A 19,028-nucleotide genomic window follows, 5' to 3' on the forward strand; every position below is an offset into this window, starting at 1 on the left:
ACATCGGTCTATATCTCCGAAAATGACGACGGGACACGATCCAGCAGCATCCCTTCAACAAGGACCGGCATGAGGCGTCGGCCTTCCTCGATTGCCTTCTGCAACCTCCAGTTCCGGTCCGCATACAGGGTGAAGAGGGGCTCTCCTGCTTTCACGAGCTTTCCTTTCTTTGCGTGAAGGAGGATCCCCGCGCCCCGGTCCTGCGGGGCCCCCGCAGTCCGCGCAAGGGTGATGAGCGAGCGGTTGTTCATCTCGATCACGTACCCGGATGCCGGGGCCCTGACAACAAACTGGTGTTCTCCGGGAAGGATATCCGATGACTTGACATTCGGATCGCCCCCCTGAATCTCGATGATCCGTTTCATCTTCTCGAGCGCTTTACCACTTGAGAGAAGATCCTGTGCCATGGCCATACCCCCTCCCCTGGGTGCCTTGCCGGCCATCTCCAGCGCAATCCCAGCAATGGAGATGCTTTTCTGGATAAAGGAGTTGGGTTCCTGCGAACCCTCAAGGACACGCAGCGCTTCGATGACCTCCAGTTTCGGACCGATACTGTGTCCGACAGGGGTGTCGCCATATGTGAGTGCACACTCCACCTTCATTCCCAGCCGTTCGCCGAGCTCGATGAATTCCCGGGCAAGTTTGCGCCCTTCCTGCATGTTTGCAACCTTAGTATTCTGGCCGACAGGAATATCGATAACGACGAGGTTCGCCCCGACAGCAAACTTTTTCGCCATCACGCTCGCAAGCATCTGGCCCCGGGCATCGATCTTGAACGGGTATTCCTGGATGATGATCCGGTCATCTGCCGGGGCGATGTTCGTTGCCCCGCCCCAGACAATGCACCCCCCTACCTTGTCGGTCATCTGCTGGACCTCGCCTGCGGTAAACTCAACAAACGCCAGCACTTCCATGAGGTCTGCCGTACCCCCGGCCCCGGTGATAGCACGCGAACTCGTCTTGGGGATCTTGAGGCCGCTTGCCGTAATAATGGGGACGACAAGAAAGGTTATTTTGTTGCCGGGTACCCCTCCGATCGAGTGCTTGTCGACAATGGGTCGGGAGGCGAACTTGATCTGTTCGCCGGTCTCCACCATTGCACGGGTGAGATGCTCAACCTCATCCATGTCAAGCGGGTTTATGTAGGATGCCGTAATGTAAGCAGTCAGTTCCGCAGCAGAGATATCATCGTGGACAACGTCCTTGATGATTGTCAGGGTCTCTTCCTTGGTGAGTTTGCCCCCGTCCATCTTCTTCTTGATATAGTCGAGGGATTCAGGCCGGCCTGCTTCGCGGATCTCGATATCATCGCCATCCTCCATCTGGAGGCGCTCGTTGGTGATGCGGTAGATCCCGAGGGTCCCCTGCTGGGCGATTGTTGACGTGATCTCGACAAATGCTGTTGCCGACAGCCCGTTCTTCGGGTTGATGACCTGAACCCGGTCGCCATTCATCACACCCATGCCCCGGGCATCCAAGCGGTTCAGGAGCACCCCTCTTGCTGCAATATCAATATTTTTTACAACCAGTTTCACGCTACTCGCACCTCCCAATTCGGGCTCTTACAATAACTAAGGGAACGATAGTGCCAGATCTACGTTGACCCCTTGGGGTTTAAAAAGATGTCACACCGTGCAAAGGATCGCAGGAAGAGGGAGCCAAATCGCGTGAAAGAGCATTCACTCAAATGAATTGTCTTTCCTGAACTGGCAGACGGAAAAAAAGAAAAATTTAGAAGTTAGTTCAGTGCCTGCGCACAACGACGAACGCAACAGCGCCAAGGCCGATCAGTGCAACGAGTGCACCAAAGCCGGGTGACTTGGTCGGGGCGGTGGTCGGGACTGCAGTTGCAACAGTGGTCGGAACTGCGGTCTGGGCAGATGTCTGGACTGCGGTTGCTGCAGTGGTCGGGGCCACGGTCTTGACGGTGGTCTCGAGCACGTTGAACAGTGCCGTGCCGGTTGCGGTCTGGAGGACAGCTTCCTCGGTTACAATGTACTCGTCCGGCTTGAATGTTGAGGAGTCAACATCGAACGAGATCTTGTTGTAGCCGCTGTCGCCCTTGGTAACCTTGACGGTTCCCGAGGCGCCACTGAACTCGCCGCTCTGGCTCTTCATGGTCGGCTTGAATGATGATGAGTAGACCTGGACGAGGATTTCATCGTCAACGGCAAGGTTGGTCTTTGCAGTGATGGTGAACTTGTCGCCAACGTGCTTGTCGCCAATCGTGTCGATGGTGATGGTGGGTTCCTCGACAAGGAACTGGAGCTTGGTGTAGGTATCGTCGACATTTGCGTCGTTGATGCCTTCTGCAAGTGCTTCAGCTGCATCGGAGCCCTGCAGGCTGCTGGATCCGAGGAGCTTGAAGATGTTCGTCCCTGACGTTGCACCACCACCAACTGCGTTGAGCAGCCGGTTGTAGACGTATCCCGTGGTAGTGTCGAGAGTAACATCGAATTCCTTGTTCTGCATCGGGTGCTGGACGACGACGAAGTACTGGCCGCTGGTAAGGTCCTTGGTGTCCTCCTGCTTGATCTCGTACTTGAACGAGGAGTCGGAGTTCACTGATGAGCTCTTCAGAGCTGCATAGTTCTTGCCCATAATCCAGATCTGGACTGTGCCCGGGTCGCCTTCTGCGGTACCGGTGATGAAGATCTTGTCACCCTTTGCAACGGTGGACTGGGATGCTGTTGCAGAGACGAACGGCTTCTTGATGATGATAGAAACCGTGCCGTATGCTGCGTTTGCAAGGTTGTTGCTGTCCTTGTTGCGGGGCTGGCTTACTGCGTAGATGGTGTAGGTACCTGCATCAAGTGCATAATTGGCGGTTCCCCACTTCCATGACCAGGTGTTGTCACCATTGACATCGACCTGCTTAAAGTCGCCTGCAACACCATCACGGACTGCAGCGTTCCTGGGGTCCATGTTAGGATCTGCAATCTGCGAACCCTGAGGCTTGAGGTTGGGACCGATGATGAACAGGTAGGTCTTGTAAGTCTCGGTGTTGGTACCGGAGAACTTGATCTCTTCGCCAAGGTAGTAGGACTGGTCGCCCGCTGCTACGATGGTGACTGCGCCCTTCTCGACGTTGATGTCAACTTCGTCGCTCTTGACGGTAGTACCTGCTGTGACACCATTCGGTTCACCATCGGAGAGTGACTGGGGCAGACCGTTTAAGAACCTCTGCTCGACACGGATCGTGTACTTCTGCGCCTTGGTCCAGTTGTTGGTGAGGAATTCTACAGTCCTCGTACCAGAGGTTGAGGTGTTGATGAGTGCGTAATAGTGGGTCTTGTTGTAATACTGGGTAGTAGTATCATTCGCAACATTCAACCAGATCTTGCCACCGTTCTCCATGGTGTAGTTACCAATCGGGTGGAATGCATTGCCTGATGCAGTAAATATTGCCGGGACAGTTGAGCTGTCGAAGTAGACCTTCTCCTGGTTTGCTGCAATCATCGGGGGCTGGTCATCGTAGCCACCGGTCATGGCAGAGGTGTCCTTGACCCAGACGTAGTAGGTTGTACTGGGCTTACCGGTGATAGTGACGGAGAACGCCTTGGAGCGGACAACGGAGTCCTTGTTGGCCTCGATCTTGACCGTGTCGGAGACGAGGGTGATGGTTCCCGTTGCGGATACCGTCTTGCCGGTGTAGTCAGCGCCTGCGTTCTTGTAGTTGTCCTTCATCTTGTTGAGTGTGGACTCTGCCCAGACAGTGTAGGTGCCAACCGGGTAAGCGTACTGGTTGTTGTAGTCCGTTGCATCGGTCCTCCAATAGTCCAGAGCGGTAGTCGAAGTGGAACCGTTGTTGTAGGGCCAGTACCAAGGCTGGCTGTTGATGAACTGCTTGGTAAGCGGGATCGTCGCAAGGGTTTGACTTGCATTGTTGGCCAGTCCAGTCAGAGTAGCGCCGGACTCGTCCTTCACCTTGATGGTGATGTACCCGTCTTTGTACTCATTGGTGGCAGTCAGAGCATTGCTGACATTTCCACGCTTGTTGTCAGCCGGGTTGAAAACCATATTGGTCTTGACTGAGAAACCAAGCTTCTGACCCTGCGTAACGGACTTGCCGGTCACATCGCTTGCCTGTACGAAGTCCCAGACAGCAATTTCAAGCCGGGGGTCCGCGACGGTGAAGACAACAATCGGGTTTGTGCCGTCGGTTAACGGGGTTGCCTTGTCGGCAGCAAGGAGATACCAGTTGCCGGTGTATCCAACGAAGGACTGCTGGTCAACAGTGAATGACCTGTAGCTGTTCTCCAGATCAACCTTTGCAGACGGGGCAGTTGACGTAATCGTTGCTGCCGATGCCCACCAGCCAACGGTGTAGTTGAGGGGTACATTATCCATTGCGGGATTGGTTCCAGGCGTGAAGCTAGTAGCATAGCTCTGTGCCTGATTCAGTGCATGAGTCAGGTTGAGACCCTGCTCACCAATAAAGATAGTTGCAGTCCGGTTGATTACCGTGTTGTTGTCAAGCGGCCATGCTGCCGAAACCGGCATTACCGCGAGCAGAACGAACAGGGCTACTGCAACCAGTGCAATAGTTAATCGCTTAGTCATGTGTTCAATTCCTCCAAAGTTTACATCATACATTTCAAGCCGCGAACCGCATTCGACAAATGCCGAATAACGATTCTGCGAGCCCCATACTCCGTTTAGACGGAATATGAAACAGTATTTGTAAAAGTGCCAATATATCCTTTGTGGTTGTTTTTACCAGTCAATCCGCTGCCAATTTATGACTGAATTTTAGTTTATGCCACAAATTTCGGTTTTTTTTCAGGCATTTGGCAGCTGTTTGTTGAGGCCCAGACAGAATGGATAATTCACTGATACCCTATATCACGCGCACTTGATTTGATTATTGTATATACAATTGTCTACAGAAATGTACAATATTTGACATTCAAAATGCGGAGTGGCGTGGATACTTAATGAATCAGTATAGAAAACAAATACGTTCCATAATCCACTCATCCTTTTTACCACCATATTTCAGGAATATGTCAGATTACTTCAACAACTCAATTCTGACTATTTTTTGCACATTCTAAATATAACAAATTTCACCACCCTGCCATAATCCAAAATCACCATTCAACAGTTATACAACCTGCTATGACAAACAACTGGATATGCGAGTGATCCGGGCACCAAGCATAGGAAAGGCACACGAACAGGTCATCCAGATGATCCTGGAGAAGGGATGGGTGCTCCAGACCGAGGACCAAGAGGCAACGGTCGAATTTGAAGAGATCGCCATGCAGGTGGATACTCCCCTTGCCGAGCCAACGGTGAGCCCGCACTCCCGGTTCCAGCAGAGGTTTGTCGAACAGTACGCAAAGGATCTCCTCCAAGGATCGAAGGCTTCGTTTGAATATGACTACCACGGCAGGCTCTTCGACTGGGGGGAACGGCTGACAACTGACGGGAAGGCGGTTCATGTCGACCAGATCGCCTACATAGTCGAAAAACTCCGGTCATCACCGGTATCCCGGCGGGCAGTCTCGATTACCTGGAACCCGGTTATCGATGAAAGCCTCGATGACTGTCCCTGCCTCCAGCTCATCCAGTGCGTGCTCCGCAACGGTAAGCTCAACATGCGGGTGATCTTCCGGTCCAATGACATGCTCACGGCCGCCGGCGCCAACATGTACGCTCTCGTCCAGCTCCAGAAGTCCATTGCCGACCAGCTGGGTGTGCCGTGCGGGACATATACCCACATCTCACTTGTCCCCCACATCTACTTCATCCGCGACATGCACGACATCGAACCCTTCTGCGGGAGAGGAAAACTCATCCAGCCGATCGGGGAAGTATGCCGGGCCTGTCAGCGCTGTGATCGGGCAAAGAGCGTGTGAGCGGCACTGATCCGGCAGCCTGTCCGTCACCTTAATTAGGCAACAGCGGCAAAAAGTATGGGTCAAGCAGCCCGGTAGTGTAGCGGTCAATCATAGGGGACTCTGGATCCTCTGACAGCAGTTCGAATCTGCTCCGGGCTATTTTCTTTTCGTACGATTTTCATGTTTGATGCGGTTGATCCTTCAGGCAATTACCGCCGAAAGAATACAGGCAAGGAAGATTGCACCAAACATCCCGCTCCCGCCGATGTTAACTTCCGGTATTTCCTGATCCCGGATACGTGGCAACTGGGCAATTCCTGCACCAAGCAGCGTCCCGGCAGTCCCGGCCACGAATGCCGTCACCGCGGCAAAAAGGCCTGTTCCCCCTGTGAGCAGAAGCCCGCACAGGATTGCCACAAGGCCGGGCATAAAGAGCGGGGCACGGAGCCCGTAGCCCGGAATATATCGCGTTGCAAGCCAGGCAACGATGGCAACGATGATTACGCCAGCTGCAACTGGCTGAAGGATCCCACTTCCTTCAACAACATATGCCCGGTATAAGAGGTAGGCCGATGCTGCAAGCGGGATCACCGCGCCGCCCAAGTTAAGCGAAACCACCGTCTCCCAGACCGGCTGGCGGGCAAAGGAATTTCCTGCTCCAAACAAGGGCATTTCCAGGGTATCGACACGGACCATGTCCCGTTTGATCCGGTAAAGGGGGAGGTTCACAAGACTTCCCATAAGCATGAGGAGGACAACCGCAAGCGCCGCGATCCATGAGAAACCAAGGCGGGTGAAGGCTGCCCCGACAAGCCCGAGGAACAGGAGCGGGATAATCAGGATAACAAGTGCGATCAGCAGCAGCAGGGCGAGGATTGAGAGGGGCCCGACTGAGTGCACACGAATGCCGTTCATGATTCAAGCGACCCCTTTCGAATGCTTTTTGCAGACGATAGCTGCATGATCTTTGTGATAGGGGGAGAGCCAGGTACTCTCGATGACCTCAAGTCCGAAAGCCGCCAGTCGTTCAATCGTTTCTCGGAATACCTCATCGGGGCTCTTCCGGATATCCACACTTCGTGTCTTGAGCATCAGTATCACCTTCCCATCAGGCTTGAGGAATACGCAGTTCCTGATGAGAATTTCAGCCTGGTCCGGCTGCGCAACGTCCTGGTAGAGCAGGTCGACTGCCTCCATGACGGGTGCATATTGTTCCGGGCGGGATGCATCGGCCATGAGAGGGACAATGTTGTCACGCCGCCGTGCCACTTCCAGCAGGTCCTGCATCGGCCGAGGGGCAAACTCAACCGCGTACACAACCTCCACGTAATCGGCAACATGGGAGACCGTTGTACCATTTGCCGCACCAAGATACAACACCTTCATCTCCGGTGCCAGTTCAATCCCGGTGCCTGCATAATAGAGCGCTGCAAGCTTGCTTCGGAAGGGATCCCAGACACGGGCACTGGCAAGCATCCGTTCCCCGTACACGCCCCCCTCGCCACGGGAGACCAGTACGTCACCAATCCGGATCATGATTCCTTTCCTCCCAGCCGGTCGATCCGATCCTGGGCGCGGTCAAGGAATTTAGGGACAGCAACGCCGCGATAATAGTCGAGCCGGGCTGCTATCGCAAGCTTCCCGGCGAGCACCCGTGCAACCTTCCCCCTCAGGTTCCGGGGAGCATTGTGCACACGGCGGTGCTGGAAGATGATCCCGTGCTTGGGCGGAGGGGACTTCGTCCTCAGGTGGGAAAAGAGCGCCGTCCTTGCCCCAAGCACCTGGATAGCACTGGCCGGCAACCGGCTGAGCGGGAGAAGACCCCCTGCATGCGCCATGAGCCGGGCTGCTACGAGCCCTCCGATAAGAGAGCTGGTGTTGGGCAGCACACGGGTAGCACGTAGCGAGACCTCCTTCGCCAGATCCGTTCGTGCAGCCGACAACAGTTCCACCTGGAGTGCAACCTTTCCAAGAGCACCCCGGCCTTTTTCGGAGAGGCGCCGGATCTGGATATGAACCGGCGTTCTCCGGTATTTGCGGGAGAACGTCGGGTGCCTGACCTGATGCCATTCCGCCACCCTCTCGGAGAGGAGGTTGATCACCTCGTCCATCTCGTCGAGCGTTCGGACCATCTGGAGGAGTTCGGTGTCCTTTCCCGCATATTCCTCGCGTATCCGCTGCTCTGATTGGATAAAACAGACCTCGCGGAGCAGGGAGATATATCCGGCCCGGTCCGTGCAGATGCCGCAGGCCATTGCTTCTTCCCACTTAAGTGGGACAAAACCGTCCATCTTAGTCTGGAGCGAATCAAGGCGCTGCGCCAGCGCCAAGGGATCGCCGTCAGCTGCCTGGCACCTGCCGTCACCTGCATCTCCAAACCAGTAGGACTGCATACCGGACAATAAGGATGCGAGTGGCAATAAAGATCGTTAATTCCTGCACCTGAACAGAAGGTCAGGCTCACGTAATCCCAAACGACCACAACATGACCGGAATCATGATCGAACCCATGCAATAAACTGCCGGTAGGTTTATGAGACGCGGCACGAACCCGACTGCCGTTGCGAGGATGAGCACGAGAAGACCGAACGGGCCGGTGAGGAGAATGCTCAGACCAACCACGAAAGCGATCACCACATGGTTGAGGAGCAGGTTATCAAGCCTGCCAATCCTGTGGGCAGAGCGGGACAGCCATACGGTAATGAGGTACGCAGCACAGGCTGCCAGAACTCCCGCTACCATCAGATCGCCCATGGAAGGCAGGGGCAGTTCGGCAAGAGCTGCTATTACGCCGTTCCTCATCCGCTCAAGCGCAAACAGGGCGGCAAGACCAATAAAGGCGTTTGCGGTGTTCGCTGCATTGGTGGCAAGGAGGTATGCTCTCCGGTCCCTGTCATACCCGATAACGGATGCAAGCACGCCGTTTGCAGAAGCGGTTGACAATCCCGGCAGCCAGCCAACGGCGATTCCCGCTGCCGTCCCGAGGACGGATGACCGTGCCACCATCCGGTCAGGTATCCGGATACCCCGGAACTGTTGTTCCGGTATCGTCCCCCGCGATGCTGTCAGGAGACCAGAGATGCCAAACAGACCACAGAGGAGCGGCATCAGGATGGCATTGCTCCCGGTAAGGGTGTGCCAGCCAAGGAAGGCGTACCGGAGGGCAAATATGCCAAGAATACCCGAGACAAGGAAGATCGCAAGCCCCCACAGGGGTGCATCGTTTGTCACCAGCATCCAGCCGACCGCGGCTATCAGCAAAATCCCGATCCACCAGTCGAACCAGGGCTGAAGTGCCGGAAGGAGAAGAAAGCAGACAAGGGACAGGGGCACGGCAATGACCATCGCACAGGCACTCCCGAGTACCGCAATCCGCACCGCTTCCTCCCCATTGCCCTCAAGGCAGAGCGCGTGCGCCGGGAGCACGGCAAGCGCTGTATCAGCATCCGGGATGCCAAGGAATGTCGATGGAATTGCGTCGACAAAGGTATGGGTGATGAGCGCGGAAAAGAGCGTACATGCAAGGGCAACGGGCCCAAGCAGGGCGAGGAACACGGCCTGGAGCCCGACGAGGACGCCCGCAAGGGTATTTGCATGGACACCGGGAATGATCCCGCTGATGGTCCCCAGTATGACTCCAGCAAGGACACCCAGCAGGATCTCAATCATCATTAATATATACGATATTGTGAATAAAAATTAACCGAAATGCATACCATCATCTCCCCGCGAATACTACACCAAAGCAATCCGCCATGAAGATCGCAGTCACCCGCCTGAAAGGAAAAGAGAAGAGCGACGCTTCCCGCTGCCGTGCCTACGGCCACGAATGCTTCAGCGTCCACCCGCTCAGGTCAGAACTGCGCGAGACGGAGATTGCCGCCTTCGTTGATGCAGCCTCCGCCGGTGAGTTTGACTGCATCTTCTTCACGAGCGCCCTGCCGGCGAAGATCATCGCCCCCCGCCTCTCAACCACTGCACGGGTGATTGCCATCGGCCCCCAGACAGCAAAAGAACTCAGGGATTACGCTATCGAATGCGAAACGCTCACCAGTTTCTATTCCCGGGACTTTGTGCCGTACCTGGGCGACTGGATCCGGAGGAAGAGGATTGGTATCCCACGGGCAGATGTCCCGAACCAGAACCTCCTTGACTCGATAACAAACGCAGGGGGGATCGTCCGCGAGTTCCGGTGCTACGGGCTTGAGCCGACCGGTGAGGACCTCCCCCTCGATGATGCAGATGCCATCCTTTTTACCAGCGCCATGTCGTATGCAAAAGCCCGCTGGACACCGCGGGACACGCTCCTCGTCATGGCTATTGGGGAAATAACGGCAGCGGTCATGAACGCCGGAGGGACAGTTCCAGCCGTTATTGGTGACGGTTCGCTCGAAGGTTCCTTGAGTGCGTTGAACGCGTATCTGCAAAAGAACGGAGGTGCCTGATATGGATGTCCCCCACTCACGGGAGGACTCGGAGGCGGTCCATCTCTGGAACAGGGCCGGCATCATCGTTATCGACAAGCCCCGCGGCCCCTCAAGTCACGAAGTCGCTGCATGGGTGGGGAAGATGCTGGGGTGCCAGGTGGGTCATTCCGGTACACTCGACCCGCAGGTCTCCGGCGTGCTGCTCATCATGCTCGGCAATGCTGCCCGACTCGCCCCGCTCCTGCTCCAGCATGACAAGGAATATATCTGCCTGATGCGGTTGCACGGGGATGTGGACCGGGAGCGAATCGATAAACGTGCAGAGGAGTTCACCGGCCGTCTCTACCAGCGACCGCCCCGGAAGAGCGCTGTGAAGCGGAACCTCCGCATCCGCGAGGTCCACAAACTGGAGATCCTCGACGTGGACGGGCGGCTCGTCCTCTTCCGGGTGCACTGCGATGCCGGTACCTACATCCGCTCGCTCTGTCACCACATGGGGTTCGTACTGGGCGTTGGTGCCCACATGGTGGAGCTGCGCCGGACCCGCTCGGGCACTTTCTCAGAATCGTCGATGTATACCCTGCACGATGTGCAGGACGCAGCTGTTGCGGCACGGGAGGGAGACCGATCCGCGTTGGAGAAGATGATTGTATCTGTTGACGCTGCCGTCCCCGAGCTGCCAATCGTGGTTGTCCGCGATGCGGCAATAGACGCGCTCTGCCATGGCGCCTCGCTTGCCGGCGTGGGCGTGGTCAGCACCATGGAGTTTGCCAAGGATCAGACCGTTGCCGTGCTCTCGGGGAAGAAAGAGTTCATCTGCCTCGGGAGAGCGCTTGTCCCGTCTGGTTCTTTCAGGCCCGGCGATACCGGGCTTGTCATCGCGCCGACCACGGTCTTCATGCAGCCGGGCACCTATCCCCGCAGCTGGAAAAAATCTGACAAGGTCTACCCCTCGAAGGCAGAGAAAAAGGCAAAACAAAAAGCGGCAAAGCCGAAGTCCCCGCGTCCCGCAGGAAAAACGGAGAAGCCTACCGGTAAGAAGTCATTCGGAAGACCCGCCCGGAGACCGGACGACCGGGGCAGGAAGAAGAGATACCATTAAAAAAAGCCCCGGCTAACAAATAGGATACACTTTTTGCTGAGGTAGTCTAGCGGTAGGGCGCAGGCCTGGAAAGCCTGTGGTGCGAAAGTGCCTCGGGGGTTCAATTCCCCCCCTCAGCGCTTCTTTCATTTTTTTGTGATTTTCCATGGTTCAAACGGGGGGGTAGTCACCCCCCTCCCCGCCATTTTCAAACCTGAAGGACAAGATCCCTACTCATCCCTGCCACTGAGGGTGGGGTGGGTACCCCTCCTGCATTTTTCCCGTACCGGGGCCCGTCAATAAACCTGCCGGAAATTTATTGCTCATCCAGACAGTTTTTGGCAAAGAGATAATATTCCGGCACGATTTCAAAACCAAGGAAATGCCGGCCTTCCTCTTTTGCCACCAGCGCCACGGTGCCGGAACCAAGAAAAGGGTCAAGGACCAGATCGCCGGGGTTGCTGGAGTACAACAGAATTTTCCGTACCAGTTCCCGGGGAAGCTTGGTCGGGGTCTTCATCTTCCCCTTCCAGTACTCGCGGTTGATCACCCAGACATCCTCAGGATAATGGTCGATCTTGTTGAACGTGTACTGCTTCGGGTCCTTTGCCACGAACAGGATATGGTAATGGCTGGTCACGTATTTCTTCTTCGTGAAGACACCGAACTGGTACTTCCAGATGAGATGGTTGACGGTAGTAAGACCCGCTTCATCGATCCCTTCGAGGATGTCCCGGAGCCGGTTCCACCCGGAAAAGATGTACATGCTGCCGGCCGGAGAGAGAACACGGGCCGCTTCGGCGATCCACTGGCGCGTGAACTCACCGTACTCTTCTTCCGGCACCTCGCGGTATCCCTCGAGAACATTGGATCCCTTCCGGTTGTAATTGAGCCTTTGCGCCCGGAAGTCGATGGCAAACGGGGGGTCGGTGACGATCAGATCGACCGTGCCATCCGGGATGCGGGGGAGAAGTTCGAGCGCGTCGCCCTGGTACAGGGTATCCGGCCGGAATGCGCCGGGCTTCTTCATTCAGCTCTTCCCGCCGGCGTCCCGCCCCATCTGGAAGGCCTTTGCATTGATCTCGATCGTCTTTTTCGGGACCAGCCGCTTCACTGCTTCGAGCAGGTTCTCCGGTTTCAGCGGGATCCACCGGGAAGCCGCGCCCAGCATCACGACATTCTGGGAGAGCGGGCTCCCCGCCTCGGTTGCGATGCGGTCTGCCTCGATAAGGCAGAGGCCGTGTTTTTTGAGTGCGGCGATAATCTCATCCTCGGTCGGGGGAGTGAGTTTCTGGGTATAGACTGACGTCGGTATGACAAGGTTCCTGCTCACAACCGCAGTTCCCTCCTTTTTCAGGTAATGGGAGTACCGCAGCGCCTCCAGGAGGTCAAACGAGATCAGGAGGTCTGCCTGCCCCGGGGGAATGAGGGGGCCGTACAGCCCGTCGATGCGAATATGGCTCTCAACCGAACCGCCGCGCTGGGCCATGCCGTGGGTCTCCGCACCCTTGATGTGCCTTCCCTCGATGAGGCAGGCCTCGCCAAGGATATTGGATGCAAGGATCGTGCCCTGCCCGCCGATACCGACAATCAGGATGTCGAAGCTGCCGGTCATTTCTTTCTCTCCTTGCCAATCGCCCCGACAGGACAGAGCTGGGCGCAGACCGCACAGCCGCTGCAGAGATCATTGATCCGCGCTTTCTCATCGGCGAATTCTATCGCCGGGCAGCCGAACCGTACACAGGTCCCGCACCCGGTGCAGGCTTCGGTGTCGACCTCGTAACGCCCGCGCTTCACGCCCATGCGGCGGGCAGTGATGACGCACATCTGCTTGGCGATAATGACTTTGACGCCCTTCCTTTTCTTTGCCTCCGAGAGGACATTCACCATGCCGGTGACGTCGTACGGGTCAACGGTCTCGACAAAGGTCGCCCCGCAGGCCCGGCAGACCGCATCGAGCGAGATTGTCGGGGTCTCCACGCCGCACGCCGTCAGGCCGGTGTTCGGGTTCGGCTGGTGGCCGGTCATGGCCGTGATCCGATTGTCGAGGATGACGACAGTCATGTTCGCGCCATTGTAGACGGCGTTCATCAGGCCCTGGATCCCTGTGTGCAGGAACGTGGAGTCCCCGATCGTACAGACCACATCATGAGTCTCACCGGAGTGGGCGATCCCGCTGCCAACCGTTATTGACGCGCCCATGCAGATGGTCGTGTCCACGGCCCCAAGCTGGAGGCCGAGGGTATAGCACCCGATGTCGCTAGGGTAAACTGCGTCGCGGAAGACCTTCTTTATTGCATAGAAGGCCCCGCGGTGGAGGCAGCCCGCACAAAGGATCGGGGGGCGGACCGGCAGGTCCGTGACGGGCGCGGGCGCGGCAAGCGGGCTTTTTTTGAGGATGCCTGCCTTCTCCATGATGGCCGCAACTGCCTGCGGCGATAACTCTCCTTCGTAGGGTGCATACCCGTTCTTCTTGCCAAATACCGGGACCGTGCCTGCCACCTGCCGTACCGTCTCCTCGACTTCCGGTGCAAGTTCTTCGATAACCAGGACTCTTTCGTGTTTCCTGACGAAGTCACCGAGCCATTCCTCATCAATCGGGTATGCCCCGATCTTCATGAAAGAGACCCCTTCCGGCAGGAGTTCCTGCACATAGGTAGCCCCGATACCACTCGCGATGACCGCAGTCTTCCCGCGGATCTCGTACCGGTTCAGGCCAAGGTCCACGAGCCGCTTCCGGATGGCGGGCTGCTTCTCGTTGAGCTTCTTGTGAAGTACGCGGGTATGGGCCGGAATCACGACATATTGCCGTGGGTCTTTTTTGAACTCGCCCTTCCGTGTGCTCTTTGTCACAGGTCCGAGCCCCACATCACCCTTCGAGTGGCAGATGCGGGTCGTGGGACGGAAGATCACCGGAATACCAAACTCCTCGGAAAGGGCGAATGCCTCAGAGACCATGTCGTGCGCTTCCTGCACGCTCGCCGGGTCCAGGCAGGGCACCCGCGCGAAGTGCGCATAGCACCGGGTGTCCTGCTCGTTCTGGGAACTGTGGGCGAACGGGTCGTCCGCGCTCAGGATGACAAGGCCCCCGGTCACACCAGTATAAGCGCTCGTCATCAGCGGATCGGCAGCAACATTCAGCCCCACATGCTTCATGGTGCAGATTGCGCGGACACCGCACCAAGCTGCGGCAAGCGCGTTCTCCAGCGCCACTTTCTCGTTCACCGACCATTCAAGGTAATACGGCCGTTCCGGCTGTGCCCGCAGCGTATCGATCACTTCGGACGAGGGCGTACCGGGGTAGCCGCAGACAAAGTCCACACCCGCTTCGAGACAGGCATGCGCTATTGCTTCATTCCCAAGGAGATACTTCCGTTCCATGATCCCAGTTCCGTATAATTACCGTGGTCTTTTTACACATATCCCTATCTAAAGATCCCGGACAGGATCCGTTACCTGCGCTTGTGGATTCACAACCTATAAAAACTCCGGTGGAGTAGTAATTAGGGTAAAATCCAACCAACTATCGGGCCCGTAGCATAGCCAGGTGGTGCGCCCGGCTGATAACCGGGAGGTCATGAGTTCGAATCTCATCGGGCCCATCGCATTTTCATTGTTTTTGCTAATTTTACAATACCTTCACAGCAACGAGACCTGATGGTCTTTTTCATTAGAATAAAAAAAAGGGGCGCAGGATCATTCCTGCTGTTTTTTGCCGAACACGTACCCGATGACAATCTCCAGCGAGGCAAGGAGCGCCTCCTCATTCTTAAGATAGTCATGCATTGCGCGGTACAGCATGAACATGATGTCATAGCCGTAGACCTCGAGCGCCCTCTTTGCTGTGACGGGATTGAGGTAGGAGTCGGTCAAAAACCCGTCGAAACTGTACATCAGTTCGAAGAAATCCCCGTCCTCTGAGAGGACACAGAACTGGTCGACAACGGGCATTGAGGGGTTGTCGGGGCGGAACGCGGATGGCTGTTCGGACTTTCCGAGGATGATCATCTTCTGGGAATAGTACTGGGGGTCGTAGATCTCCCCCTTGGTGTCCTGCTTGCCCTTCTTGAGCATGTTGAGGCCCACGATCTTCACCACCGGGATTGCCGATGTTGCCATATTTTGTAAGAGCCGGGCCTCGTTCTCCCGTATCGTTTCCGCCAGTGCCTTCTCGTTCTCCTGCAGTGCCTCAATCTTCTGCATGAGGGCGTCAAATCCCTTCTCGACATCGTCCATTCTCAAAAACTCCCCGTGTAACAGTCTGTATCAAAGATAAGAAGTGTTCATGCCCGAGCTATAAAACGACTCCTTTCCGGTACCCGGTCATCCCCATGACAAAGGACATGCTGCAGGAAACGGTGAAAGGGTGACAACATGAAATATTTGGTATCCCCCCAAACTTTATCCGCGATCACCGATAACCAAGGATAGATGACACCGGTCGAAGGGCTCGAACTGGCCCCACGGAAGGTCGGGTTTCTCCGCTTCCTTTCAGAACGGGGCGGCAGTGCGCGGACAACGGAGATCGCCGCCCACTTTGGCGTTGATCCCTCCACGATAACCAAGATTATCGGGGATCTGGCAGAGACTGGATACCTGCACCATACCCCCTACTATGGCGTAAGCTTGACCGATGAGGGGAAGCAGTACGCGCAATTCCTGGTGAAGCGTCACCGGATCTTAAGCCTCCTCCTTGTCAGGAACGGGCTCTCCCGCGAGGATGCATGCCGGGAGGTCTCCCGGTTCGAGAGTTTCATCTCCCGCAACGCAATCGACACCATGTGCCGGGCCATGGGCCACCCGCAACTGGGCGCCTGCGGGGAGATCACCCATGATGATGGATGCTTGGCTGAGAATGCACGGCATGAACACGGGAAGAAACGGATCGTGCGCTCGTGAGCCCGTCCATGATCGCAGAACACATCCCGGACCTCGACATCATCACCAGCTGCGCCGAACGGCAGGATTCGGTCTTCTCCCGGGCAAGTCCCTGGACCAAGCTCATCCTGCTCATCCTGATCGTCCTCACAATCACCATCACGAGCACCCTCCCTATCCTTTCCGCCCTGTACACCGTGATTTTCGTATCCTGCATTGCTGCCGGACTCCCCATGAGGAAGATCATTGCCTGGTACGCCATGCCCGTGATCTTTGTGCTCTCGCTTGTGGGGATCCTGGCGTGGACAGAGCCCGGCGTCCCGCTCTTCTCCATTCCTGTCGGAGGGTTTGTTCTCACGCTTACCGACCAGGGCATCATCCTTGTCGTTACCCTGCTCGTTAAGGCGCTCATCTCGGTCACGTTTTCGCTCTTCTTCCTCATGACCACGAAGTATGCCCACTTCTCGGCCATGGTTTCCCGCATCTTTCCTTCGCCGCTCGACCAGGTCTTCCTCCTTGCCTACCGGTTCCTCTTCCTGACCCTTGCCATGGCCGCATCCCTCTTAAAGGCAGTCCGCTCACGGGGTGGGGGACTCATCCGATCCATCCGGGTCCAGGGGCGCCTCTTTGCCGGTATCTTCGGCCTTGTCTTCATCCGTTCCTTCGAGCGTGCTGAACGCGTCGAGAAAGCAATGGTGGCACGGGGATATAACGGGTCATTTTCCGCCCACACGAAGATACCCGGGCCGGGGATTGCCGGGTATGCGCTGATCTGCGCAGGATGTTCTGCAGTATTCCTGCTCGTCTGGATCTCCCCGCATGCGGCTGGAGGGTGGTGAACCATGACAATCATGCGCCACGATCCCGACCACCTGCACTGCGAGCATGAGGATCCCTCGCGTGAACTGATCCACGTTGACTGCGCCAGTCATACGTATCCTGACGGGAGCGTTGGGATCCATGAGATGTGTTTCCATGTCTTAAAAGACGAGATCGTTGCCCTGTGCGGCCCCAACGGCTCGGGCAAATCCACGCTCATCGAGCACCTGAACGGCCTGCTCCTTCCCACAAAAGGCGATATCGTGATTAACGGCAGGTCGGTCACCCGCGGGGAACGCGAGGGCCTCTGGAAAGAGGTGGGGGTGATCTTCCAGCGTTCCGAGGACCAGTTGTTTGCACCAACGGTCCTTGACGATGTCATGTTCGGTCCGCTGAACCTGGGCATGGCACCGGAAGAAGCGAGAACGGCGGCGCTCGAAGCGCTTGAGGCAGTCGGTGCCGCAGAACTTGTGGGTAAGCTGCCCAATTACCTGAGCGGCGGGCAGAAGAGGCTTGTCTCGATAGCCGGGATCCTTGCCATGAAGCCGCGGATTATTGCCATGGACGAGCCGACCTCCGATCTGGATCCCGTCCACAGTGCCCGGATTGAACGTCTCATCGTGGAGCTGAAAACACGGTATGGCATCAGTGTCGTGATCGCCACTCACGACCTCGAACTCGCGGCACGGATCGCAGACCGCATCTGCCTTGTCAGAAACGGGGCGGTCTTTGCAGAGGGGAGTCCGCGCGATGTGTTCTATGACTCCGATCTGATCCATGAGGCGGGGCTGAAACAGCCGGATACGGTCAAGACATGGCTTGAGTACTGCAGGTCACAGGGAGGGAAACGGGACGAGCGGCCTGTCACAAGGGTGGAACTGGTGCGGCTGCTCGGGACAGGTCCTGGCAGGTAACCGGAATGTAAGGACCCGGAAAGTTTGGGGTGTTACCAAACATTTCCTCATGTTTTTATGTTTCCCGGAATAATGGTTGATCAGACAGCATCGTTCACCCGGGGAGGAGTGAGAAACCATGGCACACATCCATCTCGAAGACGGGGCGTTCCCGCTCACCTGGGTCCTTGTCTGGTGGCTCCTTGCCCTTGCATGCATCGGGATTGCACTCTGGATCTTACGGTCTCAGGGGCGAAAGGATACCGGCAGGATCACCGTTGCCGCGTTTGTGACGGCAGCAGCCTTCGCGCTCTTCCAGGTCAATATCCCGCTCTTTGGCGGAGTCCACCTGAACCTGACACCCCTTGTCGGCATCCTTGCCGGGCCGGTGCTCGGTTCCCTCGTGATACTGGTCATTAATATCCTCTCGGCAGCCATCGGCCACGGGGGATGGGGCCTTGTAGGGGCAAACGTGCTCGTGAACCTTGCCGAGGTTCTCATTGCATGGGCGGTCTTCCGGGGATCCCGCACGTTCATTCCCGATCTCTTCTCCCGGGCAGCGATTGCCACATTCGCCGGACTCTTCTGCGGCAACCTCATCATGATCGCGATCATTTTGCTCTCCGGGGTCCAGGGGATAGCCCAGTCATCGGGACAGGTCCTTGCCGGCCTCTCTCTCATTGTCGCCGTGAACATGGGAGTGGCCGTGATCGAGGCGCTCATCTCGGGACTCATTGTGCGATATATCGGGAATGTCCGGCCGGACCTTCTGGGAGAGCAGGGACGATGACAGGGCTTCTGGAAAAGCGGGGGCTGATTCTCTTCTGCTTGATCGCAGCCATCCTCCTTGCAGCCGCGATCCTGGCATTCCAGGCAACCGGGCCGCAGGGTATCGAGGAACGGTTCCATTCGGCCGCCGGCCTTTCTTTTGAGGAGCATGGGGAGGATGCAGGACACGGAGAGGACGGTGGTGCCGGGTTTGCTATCGAAGGCAACCCGCTGCTGTACGGGATACTTCTCTGTTGCCTTGCACTCGGCTGCGCTGCTCTTTACTATCATTACCGGATCTGAGCAGGCCACATTC

18 protein-coding genes and 3 tRNA genes are annotated in these 19,028 nt (G+C 56.7%); 11 read left to right on the top strand and 10 right to left on the bottom strand.

Annotation, left to right across the window (positions count from 1 at the left end; translation table 11 throughout):
- Positions 1-8: 8 nt before the first annotated feature.
- Entirely contained in the window at positions 9-1,535 is a 1,527-nt protein-coding gene (locus tag METFOR_RS13000) for an AMP phosphorylase (protein WP_015286618.1), read from the bottom strand.
- Between the two features lie 208 nt (positions 1,536-1,743).
- The gene (locus tag METFOR_RS13005) at positions 1,744-4,563 is read right to left on the bottom strand and encodes an MEMAR_RS02690 family S-layer glycoprotein (protein ID WP_015286619.1); all 2,820 of its coding nucleotides are present in this window, start codon (positions 4,561-4,563) and stop codon (positions 1,744-1,746) included.
- Between the two features lie 575 nt (positions 4,564-5,138).
- Here METFOR_RS13005 and METFOR_RS13010 point away from each other — a divergent pair.
- On the top strand, positions 5,139-5,864 hold the full coding sequence (locus METFOR_RS13010; protein WP_015286620.1) for a thymidylate synthase: 726 nt from the start codon (positions 5,139-5,141) through the stop codon (positions 5,862-5,864).
- 68 nt (positions 5,865-5,932) lie between these two features.
- Positions 5,933-6,005: transfer RNA gene (locus tag METFOR_RS13015), tRNA-Gln, on the top strand.
- A gap of 42 nt (positions 6,006-6,047) precedes the next feature.
- On the opposite strand, the gene METFOR_RS13020 is transcribed toward METFOR_RS13015, so the two are convergent.
- The 4 genes from METFOR_RS13020 to METFOR_RS13035 form a co-directional block, all read right to left on the bottom strand.
- The gene (locus METFOR_RS13020) at positions 6,048-6,761 is read right to left on the bottom strand and encodes a DUF1614 domain-containing protein (protein WP_015286621.1); all 714 of its coding nucleotides are present in this window, start codon (positions 6,759-6,761) and stop codon (positions 6,048-6,050) included.
- Positions 6,762-6,764: 3 nt separating this feature from the next.
- Positions 6,765-7,382: a fibrillarin-like rRNA/tRNA 2'-O-methyltransferase gene (locus METFOR_RS13025; protein WP_015286622.1), complete on the bottom strand. Its 618-nt coding sequence runs from the start codon at positions 7,380-7,382 to the stop codon at positions 6,765-6,767.
- The gene (locus tag METFOR_RS13030; protein WP_015286623.1) at positions 7,379-8,239 is read right to left on the bottom strand and encodes an NOP5/NOP56 family protein; all 861 of its coding nucleotides are present in this window, start codon (positions 8,237-8,239) and stop codon (positions 7,379-7,381) included. Before METFOR_RS13030 ends, METFOR_RS13025 begins: the two co-directional genes overlap by 4 nt.
- A gap of 67 nt (positions 8,240-8,306) precedes the next feature.
- On the bottom strand, positions 8,307-9,518 hold the full coding sequence (locus METFOR_RS13035) for a tripartite tricarboxylate transporter permease (protein ID WP_015286624.1): 1,212 nt from the start codon (positions 9,516-9,518) through the stop codon (positions 8,307-8,309).
- Between the two features lie 83 nt (positions 9,519-9,601).
- Between METFOR_RS13035 and METFOR_RS13040 the strand changes: the two genes are divergently transcribed.
- The 3 genes from METFOR_RS13040 (at position 9,602) to METFOR_RS13050 (ending at position 11,494) form a co-directional block, all read left to right on the top strand.
- Positions 9,602-10,291 (top strand): uroporphyrinogen-III synthase, encoded by a 690-nt coding sequence (locus METFOR_RS13040; protein ID WP_015286625.1) that lies wholly within the window; start codon positions 9,602-9,604, stop codon positions 10,289-10,291.
- Position 10,292: 1 nt separating this feature from the next.
- A complete protein-coding gene (locus tag METFOR_RS13045) occupies positions 10,293-11,375 on the top strand; it encodes an RNA-guided pseudouridylation complex pseudouridine synthase subunit Cbf5 (protein ID WP_015286626.1) in 1,083 nt (360 codons plus the stop codon).
- A 35-nt stretch (positions 11,376-11,410) separates the two neighbouring features.
- Positions 11,411-11,494 (top strand) — tRNA-Ser (locus tag METFOR_RS13050).
- Positions 11,495-11,670: 176 nt separating this feature from the next.
- Here METFOR_RS13050 and METFOR_RS13055 read toward each other — a convergent pair.
- The 3 genes from METFOR_RS13055 to iorA are packed head-to-tail and all read right to left on the bottom strand — an operon-like array spanning position 11,671 to position 14,735.
- Complete coding sequence (locus METFOR_RS13055) at positions 11,671-12,384, bottom strand: DNA-methyltransferase (protein WP_015286627.1); 714 nt, start codon at positions 12,382-12,384, stop codon at positions 11,671-11,673.
- Positions 12,385-12,969 carry an indolepyruvate oxidoreductase subunit beta gene (locus tag METFOR_RS13060; protein WP_015286628.1) on the bottom strand — a complete coding sequence of 195 codons (585 nt, stop codon included), beginning with the start codon at positions 12,967-12,969 and terminating at the stop codon, positions 12,385-12,387. It abuts the gene before it with no gap.
- A complete protein-coding gene (iorA, locus tag METFOR_RS13065) occupies positions 12,966-14,735 on the bottom strand; it encodes an indolepyruvate ferredoxin oxidoreductase subunit alpha (protein ID WP_015286629.1) in 1,770 nt (589 codons plus the stop codon). The genes METFOR_RS13060 and iorA overlap by 4 nt, the downstream gene beginning before the upstream one ends.
- Before the next feature lie 147 nt (positions 14,736-14,882).
- Between iorA and METFOR_RS13070 the strand changes: the two genes are divergently transcribed.
- Positions 14,883-14,956 (top strand) — tRNA-Ile (locus METFOR_RS13070).
- Between the two features lie 94 nt (positions 14,957-15,050).
- Here METFOR_RS13070 and METFOR_RS13075 read toward each other — a convergent pair.
- Positions 15,051-15,590, bottom strand: a complete 540-nt coding sequence (locus METFOR_RS13075; protein WP_015286630.1) for a hypothetical protein — start codon at positions 15,588-15,590, stop codon at positions 15,051-15,053.
- 195 nt (positions 15,591-15,785) lie between these two features.
- Between METFOR_RS13075 and METFOR_RS13080 the strand changes: the two genes are divergently transcribed.
- From METFOR_RS13080 to METFOR_RS13100, 5 genes are all read left to right on the top strand, one after another.
- Positions 15,786-16,253, top strand: a complete 468-nt coding sequence (locus METFOR_RS13080) for a metal-dependent transcriptional regulator (RefSeq protein ID WP_015286631.1) — start codon at positions 15,786-15,788, stop codon at positions 16,251-16,253.
- 8 nt (positions 16,254-16,261) lie between these two features.
- Positions 16,262-17,071 (top strand): energy-coupling factor transporter transmembrane component T family protein, encoded by an 810-nt coding sequence (locus tag METFOR_RS13085; protein ID WP_015286632.1) that lies wholly within the window; start codon positions 16,262-16,264, stop codon positions 17,069-17,071.
- 3 nt (positions 17,072-17,074) lie between these two features.
- Positions 17,075-17,965 carry an energy-coupling factor ABC transporter ATP-binding protein gene (locus METFOR_RS13090; protein WP_015286633.1) on the top strand — a complete coding sequence of 297 codons (891 nt, stop codon included), beginning with the start codon at positions 17,075-17,077 and terminating at the stop codon, positions 17,963-17,965.
- 118 nt (positions 17,966-18,083) lie between these two features.
- Entirely contained in the window at positions 18,084-18,734 is a 651-nt protein-coding gene (locus METFOR_RS13095) for an energy-coupling factor ABC transporter permease (RefSeq protein WP_015286634.1), read from the top strand.
- Positions 18,731-19,015, top strand: coding sequence for a hypothetical protein (locus tag METFOR_RS13100; protein WP_015286635.1), 285 nt, complete (start codon positions 18,731-18,733; stop codon positions 19,013-19,015). The genes METFOR_RS13095 and METFOR_RS13100 overlap by 4 nt, the downstream gene beginning before the upstream one ends.
- The last annotated feature ends 13 nt before the right edge of the window (positions 19,016-19,028 follow it).

This window comes from Methanoregula formicica SMSP (genome assembly GCF_000327485.1).
GTDB classification, from domain to species: Archaea; Halobacteriota; Methanomicrobia; order Methanomicrobiales; family Methanospirillaceae; genus Methanoregula; species Methanoregula formicica.

Bases quoted from the DNA above. Each gene is read 5' to 3' on its own strand.
- METFOR_RS13005 (WP_015286619.1), bottom strand. From the start codon at position 4,563: ATGACTAAGCGATTAACTATTGCACTGGTTGCAGTAGCCCTGTTCGTT.
- METFOR_RS13010 (WP_015286620.1), top strand. From the start codon at position 5,139: ATGCGAGTGATCCGGGCACCAAGCATAGGAAAGGCACACGAACAGGTC.
- METFOR_RS13020 (WP_015286621.1), bottom strand. From the start codon at position 6,761: ATGAACGGCATTCGTGTGCACTCAGTCGGGCCCCTCTCAATCCTCGCC.
- METFOR_RS13025 (WP_015286622.1), bottom strand. From the start codon at position 7,382: ATGATCCGGATTGGTGACGTACTGGTCTCCCGTGGCGAGGGGGGCGTG.
- METFOR_RS13030 (WP_015286623.1), bottom strand. From the start codon at position 8,239: ATGCAGTCCTACTGGTTTGGAGATGCAGGTGACGGCAGGTGCCAGGCA.
- METFOR_RS13035 (WP_015286624.1), bottom strand. From the start codon at position 9,518: ATGATGATTGAGATCCTGCTGGGTGTCCTTGCTGGAGTCATACTGGGG.
- METFOR_RS13040 (WP_015286625.1), top strand. From the start codon at position 9,602: ATGAAGATCGCAGTCACCCGCCTGAAAGGAAAAGAGAAGAGCGACGCT.
- METFOR_RS13045 (WP_015286626.1), top strand. From the start codon at position 10,293: ATGGATGTCCCCCACTCACGGGAGGACTCGGAGGCGGTCCATCTCTGG.
- METFOR_RS13055 (WP_015286627.1), bottom strand. From the start codon at position 12,384: ATGAAGAAGCCCGGCGCATTCCGGCCGGATACCCTGTACCAGGGCGAC.
- METFOR_RS13060 (WP_015286628.1), bottom strand. From the start codon at position 12,969: ATGACCGGCAGCTTCGACATCCTGATTGTCGGTATCGGCGGGCAGGGC.
- iorA (WP_015286629.1), bottom strand. From the start codon at position 14,735: ATGGAACGGAAGTATCTCCTTGGGAATGAAGCAATAGCGCATGCCTGT.
- METFOR_RS13075 (WP_015286630.1), bottom strand. From the start codon at position 15,590: ATGGACGATGTCGAGAAGGGATTTGACGCCCTCATGCAGAAGATTGAG.
- METFOR_RS13080 (WP_015286631.1), top strand. From the start codon at position 15,786: ATGACACCGGTCGAAGGGCTCGAACTGGCCCCACGGAAGGTCGGGTTT.
- METFOR_RS13085 (WP_015286632.1), top strand. From the start codon at position 16,262: ATGATCGCAGAACACATCCCGGACCTCGACATCATCACCAGCTGCGCC.
- METFOR_RS13090 (WP_015286633.1), top strand. From the start codon at position 17,075: ATGACAATCATGCGCCACGATCCCGACCACCTGCACTGCGAGCATGAG.
- METFOR_RS13095 (WP_015286634.1), top strand. From the start codon at position 18,084: ATGGCACACATCCATCTCGAAGACGGGGCGTTCCCGCTCACCTGGGTC.
- METFOR_RS13100 (WP_015286635.1), top strand. From the start codon at position 18,731: ATGACAGGGCTTCTGGAAAAGCGGGGGCTGATTCTCTTCTGCTTGATC.